General features: G+C 46.3%; 25 protein-coding genes. 5 read left to right on the forward strand and 20 right to left on the reverse strand.

The features are described from left to right. Positions 1–62 precede the first annotated feature (62 nt). The 5 genes from ccmE to ccmA form a co-directional block, all read right to left on the reverse strand. Positions 63–506, reverse strand: a complete 444-nt coding sequence (gene ccmE, locus BTA51_RS23335) for a cytochrome c maturation protein CcmE (RefSeq protein WP_094711498.1) — start codon at positions 504–506, stop codon at positions 63–65. Beyond that, complete coding sequence (gene ccmD / locus BTA51_RS23340) at positions 503–682, reverse strand: heme exporter protein CcmD (RefSeq protein ID WP_094711499.1); 180 nt, start codon at positions 680–682, stop codon at positions 503–505. Before ccmD ends, ccmE begins: the two co-directional genes overlap by 4 nt. Beyond that, positions 679–1,437 carry a heme ABC transporter permease gene (locus BTA51_RS23345; protein WP_094711500.1) on the reverse strand — a complete coding sequence of 253 codons (759 nt, stop codon included), beginning with the start codon at positions 1,435–1,437 and terminating at the stop codon, positions 679–681. Before BTA51_RS23345 ends, ccmD begins: the two co-directional genes overlap by 4 nt. A gap of 132 nt (positions 1,438–1,569) precedes the next feature. Next, complete coding sequence (gene ccmB, locus BTA51_RS23350) at positions 1,570–2,268, reverse strand: heme exporter protein CcmB (protein ID WP_094711501.1); 699 nt, start codon at positions 2,266–2,268, stop codon at positions 1,570–1,572. Next, on the reverse strand, positions 2,265–3,089 hold the full coding sequence (gene ccmA / locus BTA51_RS23355) for a cytochrome c biogenesis heme-transporting ATPase CcmA (protein ID WP_094711502.1): 825 nt from the start codon (positions 3,087–3,089) through the stop codon (positions 2,265–2,267). The genes ccmB and ccmA overlap by 4 nt, the downstream gene beginning before the upstream one ends. A 306-nt stretch (positions 3,090–3,395) precedes the next feature. On the opposite strand from ccmA, the gene BTA51_RS23360 reads away from it, so the two are divergent. The 4 genes from BTA51_RS23360 to BTA51_RS23375 all read left to right on the forward strand — a co-directional run bounded on the left by BTA51_RS23360 (position 3,396) and on the right by BTA51_RS23375 (position 5,975). Then, complete coding sequence (locus tag BTA51_RS23360) at positions 3,396–4,910, forward strand: flagellar hook-length control protein FliK (RefSeq protein ID WP_141215662.1); 1,515 nt, start codon at positions 3,396–3,398, stop codon at positions 4,908–4,910. Next, entirely contained in the window at positions 4,910–5,200 is a 291-nt protein-coding gene (locus BTA51_RS23365) for an EscU/YscU/HrcU family type III secretion system export apparatus switch protein (protein WP_094711504.1), read from the forward strand. Before BTA51_RS23360 ends, BTA51_RS23365 begins: the two co-directional genes overlap by 1 nt. 247 nt (positions 5,201–5,447) lie before the next feature. Further along, positions 5,448–5,741 carry a DUF1244 domain-containing protein gene (locus tag BTA51_RS23370; protein ID WP_094711527.1) on the forward strand — a complete coding sequence of 98 codons (294 nt, stop codon included), beginning with the start codon at positions 5,448–5,450 and terminating at the stop codon, positions 5,739–5,741. Positions 5,742–5,756: 15 nt separating this feature from the next. Next, positions 5,757–5,975: a hypothetical protein gene (locus BTA51_RS23375; protein WP_094711505.1), complete on the forward strand. Its 219-nt coding sequence runs from the start codon at positions 5,757–5,759 to the stop codon at positions 5,973–5,975. Positions 5,976–6,057: 82 nt separating this feature from the next. On the opposite strand, the gene BTA51_RS23380 is transcribed toward BTA51_RS23375, so the two are convergent. Then, positions 6,058–6,834, reverse strand: a complete 777-nt coding sequence (locus tag BTA51_RS23380; protein ID WP_094711506.1) for a ferredoxin--NADP reductase — start codon at positions 6,832–6,834, stop codon at positions 6,058–6,060. Between the two features lie 172 nt (positions 6,835–7,006). On the opposite strand from BTA51_RS23380, the gene BTA51_RS23385 reads away from it, so the two are divergent. After that, positions 7,007–7,888, forward strand: a complete 882-nt coding sequence (locus tag BTA51_RS23385) for a LysR family transcriptional regulator (RefSeq protein ID WP_094711507.1) — start codon at positions 7,007–7,009, stop codon at positions 7,886–7,888. Positions 7,889–7,934: 46 nt separating this feature from the next. On the opposite strand, the gene BTA51_RS23390 is transcribed toward BTA51_RS23385, so the two are convergent. The 14 genes from BTA51_RS23390 to BTA51_RS23450 form a co-directional block, all read right to left on the reverse strand. Then, positions 7,935–8,777 (reverse strand): endo alpha-1,4 polygalactosaminidase, encoded by an 843-nt coding sequence (locus tag BTA51_RS23390; protein ID WP_094711508.1) that lies wholly within the window; start codon positions 8,775–8,777, stop codon positions 7,935–7,937. Positions 8,778–8,930: 153 nt separating this feature from the next. Beyond that, positions 8,931–9,185, reverse strand: a complete 255-nt coding sequence (locus BTA51_RS30935; protein WP_094711509.1) for a type II toxin-antitoxin system RelE/ParE family toxin — start codon at positions 9,183–9,185, stop codon at positions 8,931–8,933. Next, on the reverse strand, positions 9,185–9,331 hold the full coding sequence (locus BTA51_RS30280) for a hypothetical protein (RefSeq protein ID WP_168188275.1): 147 nt from the start codon (positions 9,329–9,331) through the stop codon (positions 9,185–9,187). The genes BTA51_RS30935 and BTA51_RS30280 overlap by 1 nt, the downstream gene beginning before the upstream one ends. A 1-nt stretch (position 9,332) precedes the next feature. After that, positions 9,333–9,581, reverse strand: coding sequence for a hypothetical protein (locus tag BTA51_RS23400; RefSeq protein WP_094711510.1), 249 nt, complete (start codon positions 9,579–9,581; stop codon positions 9,333–9,335). Between the two features lie 86 nt (positions 9,582–9,667). Further along, a complete protein-coding gene (locus BTA51_RS23405) occupies positions 9,668–9,913 on the reverse strand; it encodes a hypothetical protein (RefSeq protein WP_141215663.1) in 246 nt (81 codons plus the stop codon). 67 nt (positions 9,914–9,980) lie between these two features. Continuing rightward, positions 9,981–10,373, reverse strand: a complete 393-nt coding sequence (locus BTA51_RS23410; protein WP_094711512.1) for a hypothetical protein — start codon at positions 10,371–10,373, stop codon at positions 9,981–9,983. 84 nt (positions 10,374–10,457) lie between these two features. Beyond that, positions 10,458–10,889 (reverse strand): hypothetical protein, encoded by a 432-nt coding sequence (locus tag BTA51_RS23415; RefSeq protein ID WP_094711513.1) that lies wholly within the window; start codon positions 10,887–10,889, stop codon positions 10,458–10,460. 406 nt (positions 10,890–11,295) lie between these two features. Next, positions 11,296–11,676, reverse strand: a complete 381-nt coding sequence (locus BTA51_RS23420) for a hypothetical protein (RefSeq protein WP_094711514.1) — start codon at positions 11,674–11,676, stop codon at positions 11,296–11,298. A 36-nt stretch (positions 11,677–11,712) separates the two neighbouring features. Next, positions 11,713–12,078, reverse strand: coding sequence for an inorganic diphosphatase (locus BTA51_RS23425; protein ID WP_094711515.1), 366 nt, complete (start codon positions 12,076–12,078; stop codon positions 11,713–11,715). Between the two features lie 307 nt (positions 12,079–12,385). Continuing rightward, positions 12,386–13,081, reverse strand: coding sequence for a hypothetical protein (locus tag BTA51_RS23430; protein ID WP_094711516.1), 696 nt, complete (start codon positions 13,079–13,081; stop codon positions 12,386–12,388). A gap of 197 nt (positions 13,082–13,278) precedes the next feature. Beyond that, entirely contained in the window at positions 13,279–13,917 is a 639-nt protein-coding gene (locus BTA51_RS23435) for a hypothetical protein (RefSeq protein WP_094711517.1), read from the reverse strand. 594 nt (positions 13,918–14,511) lie between these two features. Next, complete coding sequence (locus BTA51_RS29995) at positions 14,512–14,895, reverse strand: hypothetical protein (RefSeq protein WP_141215665.1); 384 nt, start codon at positions 14,893–14,895, stop codon at positions 14,512–14,514. 9 nt (positions 14,896–14,904) lie between these two features. Continuing rightward, positions 14,905–15,219 carry a hypothetical protein gene (locus BTA51_RS23445; RefSeq protein WP_094711519.1) on the reverse strand — a complete coding sequence of 105 codons (315 nt, stop codon included), beginning with the start codon at positions 15,217–15,219 and terminating at the stop codon, positions 14,905–14,907. A 3-nt stretch (positions 15,220–15,222) separates the two neighbouring features. Further along, positions 15,223–15,762 (reverse strand): hypothetical protein, encoded by a 540-nt coding sequence (locus tag BTA51_RS23450; protein ID WP_210404907.1) that lies wholly within the window; start codon positions 15,760–15,762, stop codon positions 15,223–15,225. Positions 15,763–15,891: the final 129 nt, after the last annotated feature.

A 15,891-nucleotide genomic window follows, 5' to 3' on the forward strand; every position in this document is an offset into this window, starting at 1 on the left:
AGACTAGCTCACATAAAAATACAGGACGGGACTATCAGCGCGGGTGCATATAGCACGCGCTATCAATTCGTTGCTTCAGCCTGTTTGGCTTTATCTACAGCCCGCTGAATCTCCGGCGGCATATAGTTTTCATCGTGCTTGGCCAACACTTCATCGGCCTGAAAAATACCCTGGGTATCCAACCTCCCCTGGGTCACCACGCCCTGCCCTTCACGAAACAGATCGGGAAGAATACCAGTGTATGCAACGGTCACTACCCCGTTGTAATCGGTCAGATTAAAGGTAACTGCCAGGGAATTGGGATCTCGATTGACGCTTCCCTCCACCACCATACCGCCGACACGGATACGCTGATCCACCGGGGCTTCACCAGCGGCGATCTGGCTGGGATTGAAAAATAGATTGATATTCTGGCTCAGGGCGAACAGTGCCAACCCAACGGCGGCCCCCACCCCCACAACAATAAAGGTTACCGCCAGTAATCTTTGCTTGCGCTTGGGGTTCATTTGGCAAGTTTCTCCCTTTTTAACTGCTGGGATAAACGCTTCATCAGCGCATTCTGCTTCATTTTTGGTGCCACCAGGTTATAACTGAGAATGGCAACGCCGGCTCCGTATGACAACCAGACATACAGACCATGCCCACCCATGTGAATAACGTCGTTCAGACTGGAAAAACTCATGCTGCAGACTCCCGCTCGACAAGCTCGCGGACCCATAGGGTACGACGTTCACGTTCGATAATCTCATTACGACTTCGTAAGAAAAGTGCATAACCGAAGAAGGCATAGATCCCGATGATCATGATCAATAGCGGCAACCACATTTCCATTGGCATGGCAGGCTTTTCGGTCAATTTGAATGTTGCCGGCTGATGCAGGGTATTCCACCACTCTACGGAATATTTGATGATCGGGATGTTGACCACACCCACAATACAAAGAACGGCGGCGGCCTTGCCCGCGGTAATAGCATCCTGAATGGCCGACTCCAACGCGATCACACCAAAATACAGAAAAAGAAGAATTAACATGGAGGTTAATCTGGCATCCCACACCCACCAGGTCCCCCAGGTCGGTTTGCCCCATACAGCGCCGGTGAACAACGCAAGAAAACAGAACGACGCACCGATTGGCGCTGCGGATTTTAGCACCACATCCGCCACTTTCATTTTCCAAACCAGCCCCACGAATCCGGCGGCTGCCATCAGGACATAACAGGACTGGGCCAGCACCGCAGCGGGTACATGCAGATAGATAATGCGAAAGCTATTGCCCTGCTGGTAATCTTCCGGTGCAAATAACAGGCCCCAGAGAATTCCCGCAGGGATACACACCAACGCGATCACCCCAAGCCATCTTGACCAGACCAGGCTCCGTTCATAGAACCATTTGGGGGAACCCCACTGATGAAACCATCTCTTGAAGCTGCTCCACATGGGCTGTTTATTTCACCTCTATTGCTATGTCTTTTCCGAAATCAGTGCTATGTCAGTTCCGAATTAATTGCTATGCAAGTTCCAAATTAATTGCCATGCCAGTTCCAAATTAATAGCTATGTCAGTTCCGAATCAGTTCGAAGCACTGATCTTCAATCCGGCTGCGGCGGCAAATGGCGCTAATGCCAGCGCCAACATCAGTATCGCCCCCTGTATTGCGAGAAATCCGGCATACTCGGAACCTGCCGCGGCTGCCTGCACTGTCCCGGTGCCGAATATCAGAACCGGTATATAAAGGGGCAGGATCAATAAGGAAATCAACACACCGCCAACCCTTAATCCTACCGTCAAAGCCGCTCCGATTGCACCAATTAGGCTCAATACCGGCGTCCCCACCAGAAGAGTCAGCACCAAAATGGCCAGCAGGGACTCATCCAAATGCAACATTATTGCCAGGACGGGGCTAAGAAGAATCAATGGCAGACCTGTCACCAGCCAATGGGCCAGAATCTTACCCAACACCAGCAGAAACAGCGGCTGCGGAGTCAGTATCATTTGCTCCAAAGCGCCGTCTTCGTAGTCAGCGCGAAACATCGCGTCCAGGGATAACAATGTAGCCAGCAAAGCCGCCACCCATACAACCCCGGCTGCCGAGGTTGCGAGGAACGCCGGTTCCGGCGAAACCCCCAGTGGAAACAGGCTGATCACAATGACAAAGAAAATTAACGGATTGGCGAGATCCTGCCGACGCCGAAAAGCCAGTAACAGGTCTCTTTTCACTACCGCGAAAAACACTTGCCAGAGATTCAGGGGCTGACTGCGATCGCTCATATGCCCTCCCCGGCGTTATTGGCTTCTGAGCTATTAGTTTTCGTGCTATTAGTTTCTGAGCTACTGGTTTCTGGACTATTGGCTTCCGAGCTATTGGCTTCCGAGCTATTGGCTGCCACGCCTTTTATATCCGGAGTTTGTTCATCCAGAGATTCTTCACCCAGAACTTCATGCACAGCCTCTGCTTCCTGTCCCTTACCCAATTGCAGTTTTCTCAGTCTGTCGTGTGCTGTGATCCGGTGATGAGTAGTTAGCAGTACCATCCCGCCCTGACGGGCTTTTTCGACAATCCAGCTTTCCAGCTCCCTCACGCCATCTTTATCAATCGCAGTAAAAGCTTCATCAAGTATCCAGGCTTGGGCCGGGGAAAGGTGCAGACGTGCCAGAGCAGCACGGCGTTGCTGGCCCGCGGACAGGCTGTGGCAGGGCACTTCTTCATACCCACCCAGTCCCACTTTTTCCAGGGCAGCGATCATCTCTTTTTCATTACAGGCAAAACGGGCACCACACCAGATACGGAGATTTTCCAGCGGTGACAACAAGCTTTTGATTCCGGTTTTATGGCCAAGATAGAGAACGGACGTGATAAAGTCGTGATGCACATCAGAAATGGGTTGGCCTTTCCATAGCAATTCCCCTTCATGCAGCGGCATCAACCCGCTCACCAGCCGAAGCAATGTGGTCTTACCAGCGCCGTTAGGGCCTTCGATCTGAAGAATTTCACCAGAATCCACGGTAAATGACAGACCGTCAAACAGTACCCGGTCATCGCGTTCGCAAAATAAACTCCGGGCTTGCAGTAATGGCGTCTGGGATGTCATCGGCACGCTTCAGATTATTCCGTTGGAGAACCACCTGATTTAACCAGGGGAGGTTCTGGATTAAGGTTGTATAGTTCAGGGACTGCTATGCTTGTCATAGAGGCCAAACGCCGCGCATTATAGCCCAGGCAGTTCTGAATCGTCAGGGTAAAGCAGTCGTTAAAACCTGAAAATTACTAAATTTCATCTGACATATGACAATTTTTGTGTGATTAAGCAAATCTCAGCCGATAACATGGATATAGCTGTTGAAATTTCAAACAGTGTCCGTTGCAATACCTGCTGTTTTCCGGTGAAAGTTGTTCCATGAAGACCGAATTGCCACCAAATACTTCCCCACTAAAGTCGCCCCCCTCTACGAGATCGACAGCTTCGTCAGAACTGGTCGACATAAAACGAACCGTGGGGGAAATCATTACCGCCAGGATTCTCAGCGCGAACATCAAGGCCGAGCACGAAACCGCACAAACCACCCAGCAGTTATCGCAGACCCCGGCCTCCAAAGCCCCCTCCGGTACTTCACCGGAAGCTCGGGCAGCACAGCTGTTCAGTGCCACTCAGCAGCTGGCCACAGCGGAAGGCTCCAAATCTAATACCGAGCAACCGCTAAGGCTGTGGCAGTTAGCATTACAGGTAGTTGAAACAAAAAAGACCCTGCAAACAGAAATCCTCGCCAAACAACTTCCACCCGAGCTGTCCGTTGGCAAGCTGTTAACACTTAAAGTACTGCCGCAACAGGGTTTGCAGGTAGTGCACCAGCCAAGTCCGGAAACCTCACTGGAAAACACCCTGCGCCCGATCATCCAGGCATTGTCAAAATGGCTGCCTTTACAAAGTGAGCTAAAGGGGGGGCTGAGCAACATACTTGCCGCGGGCCAGGAGACAACCCAGAGCAGCCCTCCATTGCCTGCGCCGGTCAGGGAACTGGCGAAGCAGCTCAGCAGCGCCATTCTGAAGCAAGCAGACCTGGCTCAGCCCGAGGCACTGAAAAGTGCCATAAAAGACTCAGGGATCAATCTGGAATCCAAGCTGCTACGCGAGACAAAGCCGTTATCCGATATCAAACCAGGCCAAGCAGTCTCAGACAGAAATCCGCTGACCACTGATTCCAACCTCGCGCAACTGGCCCCAAAAGATATCAAAGCATTGCTGATGACCAGCCTGTCGACCTTACTCAGCCACCTGCAACAATCGCCGAACCAGGCACTTCCGAAAAACTGGGAGGCGCTGGTCAACTGGTTGACCCAACAGGTAGCCAACTACACTCAAGGGGGACATCCCCTAGCCTTTCCCAGCATGCACCAAACCGGCACCTCCCAGCACCAACCAAGCACTCAGTTGGATGCAGGCGAAATTCTCCGTGCATTGGCGCAGGCGATTTCCAGAATTCATGTCAATCAGCTTAATGCACTGCAACAGAGTCTGACGCCTGCTCCTGACGGCACCAACACCCAGGTTTGGTTTCTGGAGTTACCAATACAAGGACAACGGCTGGATTCAGTACAGATCCGTATGGAGAAAGAGAACCAGGACGATAAAGAAAAGAAAAAGCAGCAGGCCAGATGGAAGCTGATTCTCGCCTTCGATCTGGAACACATCGGACCTTTTCAAAGTCATGTCCTTTACACCGACGGTACCGTTTCAGCTACTTTCTGGGCTGATCAGCAACACACCTTGAAACTGGTTAATAGTGAATTACCCCATTTGCGTAAGGGACTGCAGGACTGGGGTCTTCAAGTGGGCGATCTGGCGGTGCGCAAAGGCTCTCCCCCTCCCCCGCAAACCCCGATATCCAGACAATTGATAGACGAACGAGCCTGATGCCTGATCAAGAGACCGGACAGAATTCCAAAGCCATCGCCTTGATGTACGATGGCGTCAAGGCCCCTACGGTATCAGCCAAAGGGGAAGGCGATCTGGCTGAGGAGATCATCGCCATTGCCCGGGAGCATGGTGTCCCGCTGTATGAAAATCCTGAATTGGTGCACTCGCTGTCACAACTGGATCTAGGGGATGAAATCCCAGAACTCCTATACCGGGTGATCGCTGAGATCATCGCCTTTGCTTATCACATCCAGGGAAAAGTACCTGAAGGTTTTGAGAAGAACTAAGATGCTGATAGTGGATCATAGAGACTCATGAAGAATCATGAAGAGCAATGAAAATAGATAGAGATAAGGGTTTTAGAAAAGCTTGAAGTCTATATCCATAATTGAGGCTCATAAGGCTGAGACCTCCGCACTGGATTTCCTCACCACATCAGGTTACCTTTTTCTCCACACCAGAGATGCGGGCAGCCAGACCTGTCAAGACTGCCGTATCAATATTCAGATCATCCAACTATTTGAGTTATTTCCCATGGATCAGAAAACCCAAACCGAAATTGAAGCCGCTGTATTTCGGCGTCTGGTCAAACACTTCCAGGACAATACTGACGTTCAGAATATCGACCTGATGAATCTGGCAGGATTCTGCCGCAACTGTCTGAGCAAGTGGTATCGTGCAGCCGCAGAAGAGCAAGGCGTCGAAGTTGAAGATGCTGCAGCACGTGAAATCGTTTATGGAATGCCTTACGCGGAATGGAAAGAGAAATACCAGAAACCCGCAACAGAAGATCAGTTGCAGACATTTGAAAACAAGAAACCTTCCTGATCAGGTACAACATCGATGATAAAAGCAGTATTTATCTCAACCCTTCTGATTTCGTTCACAACCCTTGGCGGTTGTGCCTCCGACTCATTTGAGAAAGCCGGAAAGTCTGTTGACCAGGCACTGACAAATACAGGCGAAGCCATCAAGGATGCAGGCCATGCGACCGGTGAGGCGATCACCAAAGCCTGTGAAAATGTCAAAGAAGCGGTAGCAGCGCAAAATAAAGATTGCTGAGCATCAATACACAAAAGGGGCGGATTTAAAGATCCGCCCCTTTTGTTGTTTGCATATGACTAAAAAGCTCTACAAGAGCAAATCAGCTCTCTACAAACGCCCTTTCGATCACATAGTGTCCAAGATCACCATGACGGGCTTCCTTGAATCCACGCTCGTCCAGGATCGCACAAGTATCTTTCAGCATACTTGGTGAACCACACACCATAAAACGGTCCACTTCAGGATCCATGTTCGGCAGACCGATATCGGAAAACAGCTTGCCGCTGGTCATCAGATCGGTAATCCGGCCACGGTTGACGTATGGCTCGCGGGTCACCGTTGGGTAATAAATCAATTTATCTTGTATGAACTCACCGAAGAATTCGTTATTTGGCAGCTCCTCAGAGATCAACTGCTGGTATGCCAGCTCAGATACCTGACGCACACCATGAGTCAGGATAACTTTGTCGTACTGCTCATAGGTTTCCGGATCCTTGATGATGCTCATGAAAGGCGCCAGACCAGTTCCAGTACTGATCAGATACAAATGCCGACCCGGCAGAAGATGATCCAGGACCAGTGTGCCGGTAGGCTTGCGGCTCATGATGATCTCGTCACCCGGCTTGATCTTCTGCAACTTGGAAGTCAAAGGACCGTCCGGCACCTTAATACTGAAAAACTCCAGCTCTTCTTCATAGTTAGCACTGGCAATACTGTAGGCACGCATCAGGGGACGGCCGTCTTCCTGTGGCAGCCCAATCATGATGAAGTGGCCGTTCTTGAAACGGAACGACGGATCACGACTGGTTTTGAAACTAAAAAGTGATTCATTCCAATGATGTACATCGGTAACCACTTCTTTACGGAATCCTGACACGGTAGTCTCTCCTTTAATGTTGACTTGATGCCACTATAATGTCGATTTGGTATTTCTATATAGACAGCAGTTCTATCAAACGGGTTCAATATTTCATTGCCCGCAATTTAGCCAAAGTGTAACCTATCTGTAAAACAGGTTTATTCAATTACACTAATCGATAATACCGATAATGCACTTTACCCTACGTCAACTTCAAATATTTCTGGCCGCCGCCCACTACGAGAACATTACTCAGGCAGCCAGGCATTTGTCCATGTCACAGTCTGCAGCCAGCGAAGCCCTGAAGACCCTTGAGTCCCAATTCGACATCCAGCTTTTCGACCGGGTAGGCAAAACACTTCAGCTCAATGAGCTCGGCCGTCTGCTAAGACCACGAGTGGAAGCCCTGATCGAGCGGGCGGAAGACCTGGAGCTGGACTTTCGTCAGCACACGGACATCGGCTCTCTGAAAGTGGGCGCTACACTCTCCATCGGTAATTATCTGGCGGTAACCATCATGGCCCGCTTCATGAAAGACCATCCGGCAGCCAATGTTTCCCTGGAGGTGGCCAACACTACCACCATCGCACGCAAAGTATTGAACTTTGAACTGGACATCGGCTTGATTGAGGGTGAATTAAATAACCCTGATCTTGACGTCATTCCCTGGCGTGAGGACGAGCTGGCTGTCTTCTGCGCCCCCGAGCATCCTTATGCTAAAAAAGCAGAGCTATCGGATGAGGACATACTGAACGTGGAATGGATTCTGCGCGAAAGAGGCTCAGGCACCCGCCAAGCGTTCGAGTGGGCGATGCACGGCATTATTCCACAACTGAAGGTCGCCATTGAACTGGAACATACCGAAGCCATCAAAAGAGCCGTTGAAGCCGGCCTGGGAATTGGCTGCCTGTCCCGCATAACCCTGGAAGACGCCTTCAAGCGAGGCAGCTTGATTCCACTTCCCGTCCCTCAACGACAGTTCGGTCGGCATTTCTACTTTATATTGCACAAAGAGAAATATCGCAGCGCAGGTATTCAGAACTGGCTAGATTTATGTAAAGAGATGCAATAACAACGGAGCATTGGGTTTGGACCAAACTCTGGAAATTATGCTTCCATCATTCCACGTACATTAGATCACAGCTGTAAAAGTAAGTACCGTCCAGCTCTTCATTCAGTACCAGTGTGCGCATGTTCAATGCCAGCGCCTTCCGGCATAGTTGATTCCTTTCAGCTTCACTTTCTCGATACTTGGGTAGGTATTCGGCATTGAAAACGGCTTTTCCCGCTTTCGTAAATACTTCCAATGCCTCACATTCCTCATATTCAAAGCATTGTTCGTTTACCGAGAAATCAAAATACGGTTGCAGTGCTTCGGCCTGATCCAGATTGTTCTTCAAGCCAATTGCCAATCCTCTTTTATGGGCCTCCTGACTGAACCACACCAAAAAAGCTAGCTGCTGTGAGGGACTGACCTTAAACCCGGTAGTATTGCCCTGGTAGTTCACGTTATCCGGCTCTACTGCATCACACCCCAATTTGGAAGCATGATCCAGACGCTTCAGCATAATCTTCCGGACGTTGTCTGATCCGGGATTCACCCAGCGTTCCGTTGGGTGGCCTTCCATTGCAGTCCCTAAATCATTTGACTGAAACTGTGCCCGGTCAGGGTTATATTCTTCACTGGTGCCGAGGGAAAAATAACAAATCAGGTAAGCGCCCTGCGCTTTGAGATCTTCCAAAAAGGACTCGGTAACGTCATAGAGAGAAACATCATAGGCATCAAACGGCAGGTCCAGAGAACTCTCATTATCCAGCTGCCAATACCAGGTAAATTCCGGGTCAGGTGATTTCCACCTCGGATCAGCCATTGACGTCCCTGTTGTCAGCAGACAAATCAACATCAGGGATAGGCACACCAGCAACAGTTTCAGGTTTTTAATCAGTGTATTCACCATCATTTGCCTCAAGTGGTGTTGATCTACCTATAAAATAATCGCAAATACCAGTTTATGCTAAAAACTGCGACCGGACTTTTATTCATGAAATGTTTGTTGGGATTTAAAGAAATGGGACTGCGACTGTTAGGCTCAGGCGTAGCAATGTGTTAGCTATTAGTAAATATTTCCTCGCCAGTCAGCCTCTAGCACCCACACTACAAGCTCTGAATCGATTACTTCATACACTACACGAAAGTCTCCGATTCTGTACCGGTATCGGTTATGGAAGCCTTGCATAGTTTTAATATTTGGACCGTTACGAGGATTGATAGTCAGATTTTCCATTTTTTGCAAAACTCGTCGTCTCATAACATGGTCTATCTTCTTCAGAGCCTTTTCCGCTTTTTTTGAGAAGCGTACCGTATACATTAAGGCTTCTCCTTAAGCAGCTCTCCCAATGTCTTCAGCTTCTTGATTTCATGTTTGGGGGTTTTTAGCTTTTCCATTGTCGCATCTTGATTAAGCCGACGATCTTTCTCTTCTTCCGTTTCCTGGCGTGGCTTTTGGTCGCTCATTTCAATCCTCTCCCATTAGATCGTCTAAGCTTTTGGCACTTGAATCGTATTTTTCATCGAGCGCGCCATCCATCTCATCCTCTTTTTCTTCAATCTTCTTAAGAAAAAACTCGTATGCTTTTGGCTGAATTATGACACCTACTAACTCGCCACTTTCGTTCTCGATGAGAATATCCTCACCCTCAATTGGGTCTGGATTCTTTATTTTTTCCAGCACGTCTGCTGGGAGTGAGCTTTCCTTAATTTTCATTTTCACCTCATATTTAAATGTGTGATTGTTTTGAGAGCACAACGCCAAAGCGTACAGGCTAGCCTGCTTAATATGGACCGCGCGAACTAATCAACGTTTGGCCTCTTTGCCAACACCACTTTTACCAGATTGTATTGTGTTTTCCATTCTTCCGAGGATTTGAAAACAATACCACTAATCGTGGAGACTTCGTTTAATTGCCAATCAGAAAGTTCAATAGATTCTTCACATTTCTGTAATCGGCGCAGGTAAGCAAGAAGCCTCTCAGTAGAAAGAACTTCTAGCTCATCCTGATTTAGCGGCTTTACGGATTTTGGAGTTATTTTTTCCACGTCATTTAACGCCTCTTCGAACAAAAAAGTTCACTGGTTTTGGCTATCTGTGTTGATGGGGATGCTATTAATTTCGTATGAGCTCAACTATTTCGTTACCAGTTTTCACGCACTGAATAGGCATACCTACATCCCTCGGAACATGCTTTTCGGAACTGGGGTTTGCCGTGACCAAATAGCCCACCCCCGGAGCAACCAAGGTCGCCCCCTCCTGGCAGAGCACTTCAAGTACCGAACTCCAAAATTCTGGATGCATGCTGGGCCTGCTTATCATGAAGCTGTCGATTAGCTCCAACTCAAAATCACCATAAACGTTTGAAAAGTTCTCTGCGTCGTACTTCAAGTCAAATCCACGATCATTTTCCACAAAGGCACTTCCGAATGCCCTTTTCACAAGCTGAGTCGCTACGAGCTGGGGTTTCCCCTCGGAAAAGAAGTGTAAAAACAAGTCGAAGCTCATGAGCTCTCCTGTGCATAACGCCACCAAAACCAGCCAAGCGTAGCGAGATCCAGCACACTCAGTGCATGCTGGCGCTTGGCCTTGCTAAACATTTTCACATTCCACCACCTGATTACCAGACAATAGATCCAGTAGTTTCTGCCCATACGACAAATATTGTTCTGAGTCGTTATCCTGCTTTATCTCGTACGGCGGCTGATAGCCACATAAATTATTGAGATATTCCTTTGGTATATATTTTCCAAATCGATTCAAATCATTTTGTATCGAGGTACATATTCCTATCATTATCTCGACATGATGCTCGCTGACCAAATAAGTATCAAAATCTGGTTTTATGCATCCATTGATTGATAACTCAGCCTGTTCTTGCCAATGCGCTATCGCTTCTTTCAACCAGGGTTCCTGATCCATCAAATATTTGGCCTTCTCGACGATCAAGAACAACCATACCTCAACCTTAGAGTCTTTCGATCGGATATGTTTTTCCTTAAAAGTAGTAAATGAATGTCCCATCGCTTCCTATGCTCGACGTCTGTCACTGCAGCTCACAAAGCTGGGGCGGCTTTTGGCACAAAAGTCGTAACAGGTTTGCGAGTCCGTTGCTGGCACTTGCTAAATGTTGACCTACCTAATTGAGCCATACTGCTGCAAAAAGTGTATTACTTTTTGCACAAGCTCTGACGATTCAGAACAAACAACCAAATGTTTAGGGTTATTGTTAACTGGATCGATATCAATTCTTTGGCTTTCGTCAGACCGGTTTATCAAAGTTAGCTCGGACCACTCCTGGGAACCAGGACTGGAGGCGTCTCCATCTGAATCGTAATCTGAATCTTTTCCCCAAAGCTTTTCCGCAACTTTCGTAAATTGTGGGAGCTTGCCAATAATGTGTATCTCGATTTATTCCATCCTCAAATTCTCAATAACTATACTTACAGAAGACGTAGCTTGCCGGTAAAGAGAACGCAAGCGAAACAAGGCCAAGCCGCAAATCGCTGCTCATTGAGAAAAAACTGAAGAGAGTCGTGATTGCATAAACAAACGTTGGGCCGCCGTAACCGAAATGTCTCAAAACGCCGAGGGTTGGCGCGAGAACGACCAGCCCTGCGATAAAAAGGATGAACGGTCCAGCGAACAAGCCGCTAACAATGACCTCGATCCAATCAAGAACGGAAAGTCCCGATGGCTGCAGAAGACCGCCTAGTAGAGACAGAGCAACACCGATTGGCGGGCCAGCCAACAGACTTGCCAGCGCAATATTGCCGATGATTTTCTCCGGACGTGCAGTAAGACTTTTCATAAGTGCTAACACCAGGATAACCTGCACCACCATGCGTCAGGTTGATATTTTCGTTGGCTCACACACTAACTCAGAACGAAACCATTTTTCTTGAAAATGTGTTGCTGCCAAAATGGCTTCCTCACTTATGGTGTACCCTTCTGGGACAACAATTAATTTATCGTCGCGATCATCCAAACGTCTTATTACTGCTACACAAATTCCGGAAAACCTATCTAGAGGCTTATTTACTCCTAAAACATATGCATCCAGTTCTTCCCCATCCGGGGATAACGTTCCTGCAATATAGCCATAGTTAACCGGGTATTCGTAGTGATATCCAGGGTGCTTGGAACCCAATGGCCTATCTATTATTACTTCTACACTTAACCCTAAATATTCTTTTGATACTGAATATTGCACAACAAACTCACCTTCAAGAGCTACGAGCCTGTATAAAAACCGCGAAAAGCAGGATCACCGATCATAAGCAGACCGCGCACTCTCATCGTTTTTGTCGTTGAGATAAAAGACCGATAGGTAGAGCTTATCGTCGATCAGATAATGGACTGCGTATTCCAAAGTGCCGAGCTGAAGCTCGGTCTTGAAATTTGATGACTTTCATAGTTGTAAGGCTTCAACTTGAGCATAGCAACAGGTCCTTTTTGCGCACTTCCAGCACAGCAAAATTGATTCGGGTGGGAATTCTTTCAACAGCCTCAACGTCCGCTTATAGTGAACCTCCAAGCGTCGCCTTTGGAGCGTTTGTTACGTTAAACTTTTTATATGTACCATACGACTTATAGGTAACTTTACCATTTTTAAGTAGCTTGCTTCGAAAACAAACCAAGGAAGAATCGCTTAACTTAAATGGAAGCTTTGACCTTAAATCATTGATAAACTCAGATGCTTCAATGGTTCCAAGCCCATAAGGGATCACGAATTCTGATTGGATAAAAAGGCGACTATCAATAATAATTGAAAAACTGCCATGTTTACCTCTATTGAAATATTCAAATACATCTGAATACTTCTCAAGCACTGGAATCGGAATTGATTTCCATTCAAACCAAAAAGGTAAATGAATTCTAATCGGCCCAACACCCTGAGTCGGGTGATCTTTGTTCATAAATACCAATTGAAGCAATTTTGGATCAAATTTTTTTGGTAGCAGCCACCTGTAAGGTGTTCCTGATTCGAAATCAGTTTCACCATATTCTGCCTTTACTTGGCTAAGCAACCTCTCCATTGAAGGTTGAGAAGTATTCCATAGTTCTATGGTTGGCTGTATTGAGAGGCCATAATTTGTATAGCCATCCAGGAAAGCAATCGTTTCTTTCCATGCCTTTTCTGGATCTCTTTTCCTCGCTGCATTGCCAAAAGCACTACTTTTTGACCTGCAGTAACGTATAAATTCAATATCCATATTCACCAATCGTAAACAACCTAACGCCTAGCTCATGCGTATTTGTTTTGAGCTTTATCTTTATTCACCGTTTGTCCCAGACTTTTCGAATCACCGACAAAGGTTTCGTTTCCTCATTTTTGCTAGTTTTAACATCAAGCTCAATTTCATTGAGTTGTGCGCGCCTTTTCATTTTTAGTTCCCACTTTTCGTCCTCGTTAAGAGGGCTGTTCCAAACTACTCCCACCTTTGTGAGGAAATCGAACATAGTTTTCGGGAGGCGATGGAATCTGACGTTCACATTTTTCAGAGCAACAGTTAATTAAAAGTGGAATCACATCTGTACCAACACGAAGCGAAACCCAGAGTTGATTAGTTTTATCGTAGCTCATCTCCTTGTCACAGATACTGCACTTAACAGTTTCTTGAGCATATCTCACTGGATTTCGATCAAGCTTTGGAAAACCCATGCGATTTTTGTAGTTCCCATACAATATTCGTGTACTAATCCGACTATCCCTAAGATTCTTGCACCTTGTAATCTCGTATGGAAACCAGTGCAATTCATAAGAAGTGTATGGGTCAAAATATTCCAATGACTCCATCTCGCCAATTTCCGGCGGAATTCTTTCTATCTTGCTGCCATATAGCCAGATCTTCTTAACCTTTTTCAATTTAGCTATCGATTCAGGTAATTCCTGAATCTCACTGAATAATTCAGCGCCTATTGCTTCCTTAGGTGAAAACTCCTCACCACCACTCTCTGCAAGGTCATCAACATATTCACAAAGCTTTTTCCAAGCCTCTGAGTCTCTGTCTTGAACACCATTTTTTATTGCGGATATTCGTGTACTCATTTTTAATATCTTACTCTGACACTCGGGGGACTCATAACGCCCTAATTACTGCGGGCTTCGTGCGCATTCGCGTGTTAGCTGTGACTGTAATATTCATATTCAATTTCTATGAGGGCAACTAATACCGCAAACTGCCGCCGTATAGTAGGAGCAACGCCCTTGAATGAAGGTCCGCCTAAATAATGGGATAATGCTTTGTTAAGTACGGAGTTCCACAGGTGCTAGCCACCCCAGTAGTTAACAGTTTTTTGCTTACCACAAGATCTGCACTGCCAGGTTTCTTTGTATTTCCTTGGCCCGACATATAATGAAAATGTGACTTTTCGATTTAGGTTTATCCCCATGGGATCTTCGAGTTTGGTTAGAGTCATTCTTCCCCCACACTCATCGCATGGTTGGCGCTGTTTTCTGTGCGTAATAATCGCCACACATAGAAAAACCAATAGGCCAATTACCATGAACACTACTTCTTGTTCTGACATATTTGCCGCTTAATGCCTCGCTCACCAACAAAATGTTGCGGGTGGTTTTTATAATAGGCTGGCTTGCCTTATAAAATAGGCGCTAGAAAATTTTGTCCAGTGCAACACTTTGTTAAGTGCATATATTTGCCACCGCCCCAGAAATTTCTATGTTTATATTAATATCAACAGGTCTTTGATATTCCTTAGATTCGCCTAATCCTTTGTATTGCAATTTATTTCCGTCTTCTTTCACCAATTTAGCAAATGGAAAGCGCTCAAACATGTTATTACCTGGCTCAATTGCTTTCATGATTTCCAGACAATTTTCTGAAGATGGAACAAAGCTATTCATATATTGGAAACTTTCTGGCCAATCTCCATGCTCGCATTTATAACACTGAAGAGCCATCGCATGAGAAAATATATTTACGATTCCATTAGATACATTTTGTTGGACAGTAGAGGTGCAACCGGAAACGAATAATAGAACAATTACAGCGGAATACTTGGTCATAAATTTCACTTACAGCCTTTGTCTATTACGCGTGGACTCAAGCTCAATGACTGCTTCTTTAGCATGGAATACTACGCTTTTATATTTTGATCCGTGTAGAGCAATAATGAGTTTCTCTTCTACATTGGACACTCCTTCCCCTAGCAGATAAGCTAGGTGCTCTAGCCGATTTTCTGGCCACGACTCCCATTGTTCAAGGATAAAGCTCAATAATACCTCTGGGTCACTATCAATTATTTCTCTAGCTTCGCCAGCAAGTATATCCCCCCAATAATTATCATCGGGGTGATCTAATAGCCTAACTAGTTTTTCAAATTTACTCATGAGCTAATTTTTAGGCGTAATTACTATCTCCAAGTTCTCTATCAAATCGGAAATAACGGCACGTTCACCGTTGGACGATTCAAAGCAGACTTGATTCTTAACACCGAAATTAATTCGAAAATTATTTTTCAAGTTATTTGGTATTCTGTTGCTAACGGATAGTGATTTAAACCGAGCGATGTGATAATTGCCACCAGAACACTCAATAAACTCTTTTTTAAGACGTTCAACCCAACCGCTAGTTTCGAAGTGATATTTGACTAGGAAGACTGTGGGGAAAATCTGACTTTCTTCTATAGAAAGAGTTGTGTGAGCTTCACACTCTTCCCCAACTCGATAGCTTAACTCAGATTCCTTCAAACTCTTTATGGATTCCTCGAGAGAATCCACAACTTTAAATGCGATACCACTAAATCCTTTGAACTTTGTATCCTTAATTCCAAACCTGACTCTAAAACTTATAAATTCGATATTTATATCGCCAAAATTTACACCAACGCTGGTGTACTCATCTTTCTCCGTCAAAGGCCACGCAAATGGCAAACCTAGGGAGACTCTGAATAACTCCCCAAATCAGTCATAATACGGCCAAGCTAACTCATCAGGAATACTTTCCATGGAACAGATGACCTTCTCCGAAGCCGAATACCAGAATAAGAAGCGTAAAACCCG

The organism is Hahella sp. CCB-MM4 (assembly GCF_002260525.1).
Taxonomy (GTDB): domain Bacteria; phylum Pseudomonadota; class Gammaproteobacteria; order Pseudomonadales; family Oleiphilaceae; genus Hahella.

What these genes read in the sequence shown, in the direction of transcription:
- ccmE (WP_094711498.1), bottom strand. Translation starts at nt 506, where the DNA reads ATGAACCCCAAGCGCAAGCAAAGATTACTGGCGGTAACCTTTATTGTT.
- ccmD (WP_094711499.1), bottom strand. Translation starts at nt 682, where the DNA reads ATGAGTTTTTCCAGTCTGAACGACGTTATTCACATGGGTGGGCATGGT.
- BTA51_RS23345 (WP_094711500.1), bottom strand. Translation starts at nt 1,437, where the DNA reads ATGTGGAGCAGCTTCAAGAGATGGTTTCATCAGTGGGGTTCCCCCAAA.
- ccmB (WP_094711501.1), bottom strand. Translation starts at nt 2,268, where the DNA reads ATGAGCGATCGCAGTCAGCCCCTGAATCTCTGGCAAGTGTTTTTCGCG.
- ccmA (WP_094711502.1), bottom strand. Translation starts at nt 3,089, where the DNA reads ATGACATCCCAGACGCCATTACTGCAAGCCCGGAGTTTATTTTGCGAA.
- BTA51_RS23360 (WP_141215662.1), top strand. Translation starts at nt 3,396, where the DNA reads ATGAAGACCGAATTGCCACCAAATACTTCCCCACTAAAGTCGCCCCCC.
- BTA51_RS23365 (WP_094711504.1), top strand. Translation starts at nt 4,910, where the DNA reads ATGCCTGATCAAGAGACCGGACAGAATTCCAAAGCCATCGCCTTGATG.
- BTA51_RS23370 (WP_094711527.1), top strand. Translation starts at nt 5,448, where the DNA reads ATGGATCAGAAAACCCAAACCGAAATTGAAGCCGCTGTATTTCGGCGT.
- BTA51_RS23375 (WP_094711505.1), top strand. Translation starts at nt 5,757, where the DNA reads ATGATAAAAGCAGTATTTATCTCAACCCTTCTGATTTCGTTCACAACC.
- BTA51_RS23385 (WP_094711507.1), top strand. Translation starts at nt 7,007, where the DNA reads ATGCACTTTACCCTACGTCAACTTCAAATATTTCTGGCCGCCGCCCAC.
- BTA51_RS23390 (WP_094711508.1), bottom strand. Translation starts at nt 8,777, where the DNA reads ATGATGGTGAATACACTGATTAAAAACCTGAAACTGTTGCTGGTGTGC.
- BTA51_RS30935 (WP_094711509.1), bottom strand. Translation starts at nt 9,185, where the DNA reads ATGTATACGGTACGCTTCTCAAAAAAAGCGGAAAAGGCTCTGAAGAAG.
- BTA51_RS30280 (WP_168188275.1), bottom strand. Translation starts at nt 9,331, where the DNA reads ATGAGCGACCAAAAGCCACGCCAGGAAACGGAAGAAGAGAAAGATCGT.
- BTA51_RS23400 (WP_094711510.1), bottom strand. Translation starts at nt 9,581, where the DNA reads ATGAAAATTAAGGAAAGCTCACTCCCAGCAGACGTGCTGGAAAAAATA.
- BTA51_RS23410 (WP_094711512.1), bottom strand. Translation starts at nt 10,373, where the DNA reads ATGAGCTTCGACTTGTTTTTACACTTCTTTTCCGAGGGGAAACCCCAG.
- BTA51_RS23415 (WP_094711513.1), bottom strand. Translation starts at nt 10,889, where the DNA reads ATGGGACATTCATTTACTACTTTTAAGGAAAAACATATCCGATCGAAA.
- BTA51_RS23420 (WP_094711514.1), bottom strand. Translation starts at nt 11,676, where the DNA reads ATGAAAAGTCTTACTGCACGTCCGGAGAAAATCATCGGCAATATTGCG.
- BTA51_RS23430 (WP_094711516.1), bottom strand. Translation starts at nt 13,081, where the DNA reads ATGGATATTGAATTTATACGTTACTGCAGGTCAAAAAGTAGTGCTTTT.
- BTA51_RS23435 (WP_094711517.1), bottom strand. Translation starts at nt 13,917, where the DNA reads ATGAGTACACGAATATCCGCAATAAAAAATGGTGTTCAAGACAGAGAC.
- BTA51_RS29995 (WP_141215665.1), bottom strand. Translation starts at nt 14,895, where the DNA reads ATGACCAAGTATTCCGCTGTAATTGTTCTATTATTCGTTTCCGGTTGC.
- BTA51_RS23445 (WP_094711519.1), bottom strand. Translation starts at nt 15,219, where the DNA reads ATGAGTAAATTTGAAAAACTAGTTAGGCTATTAGATCACCCCGATGAT.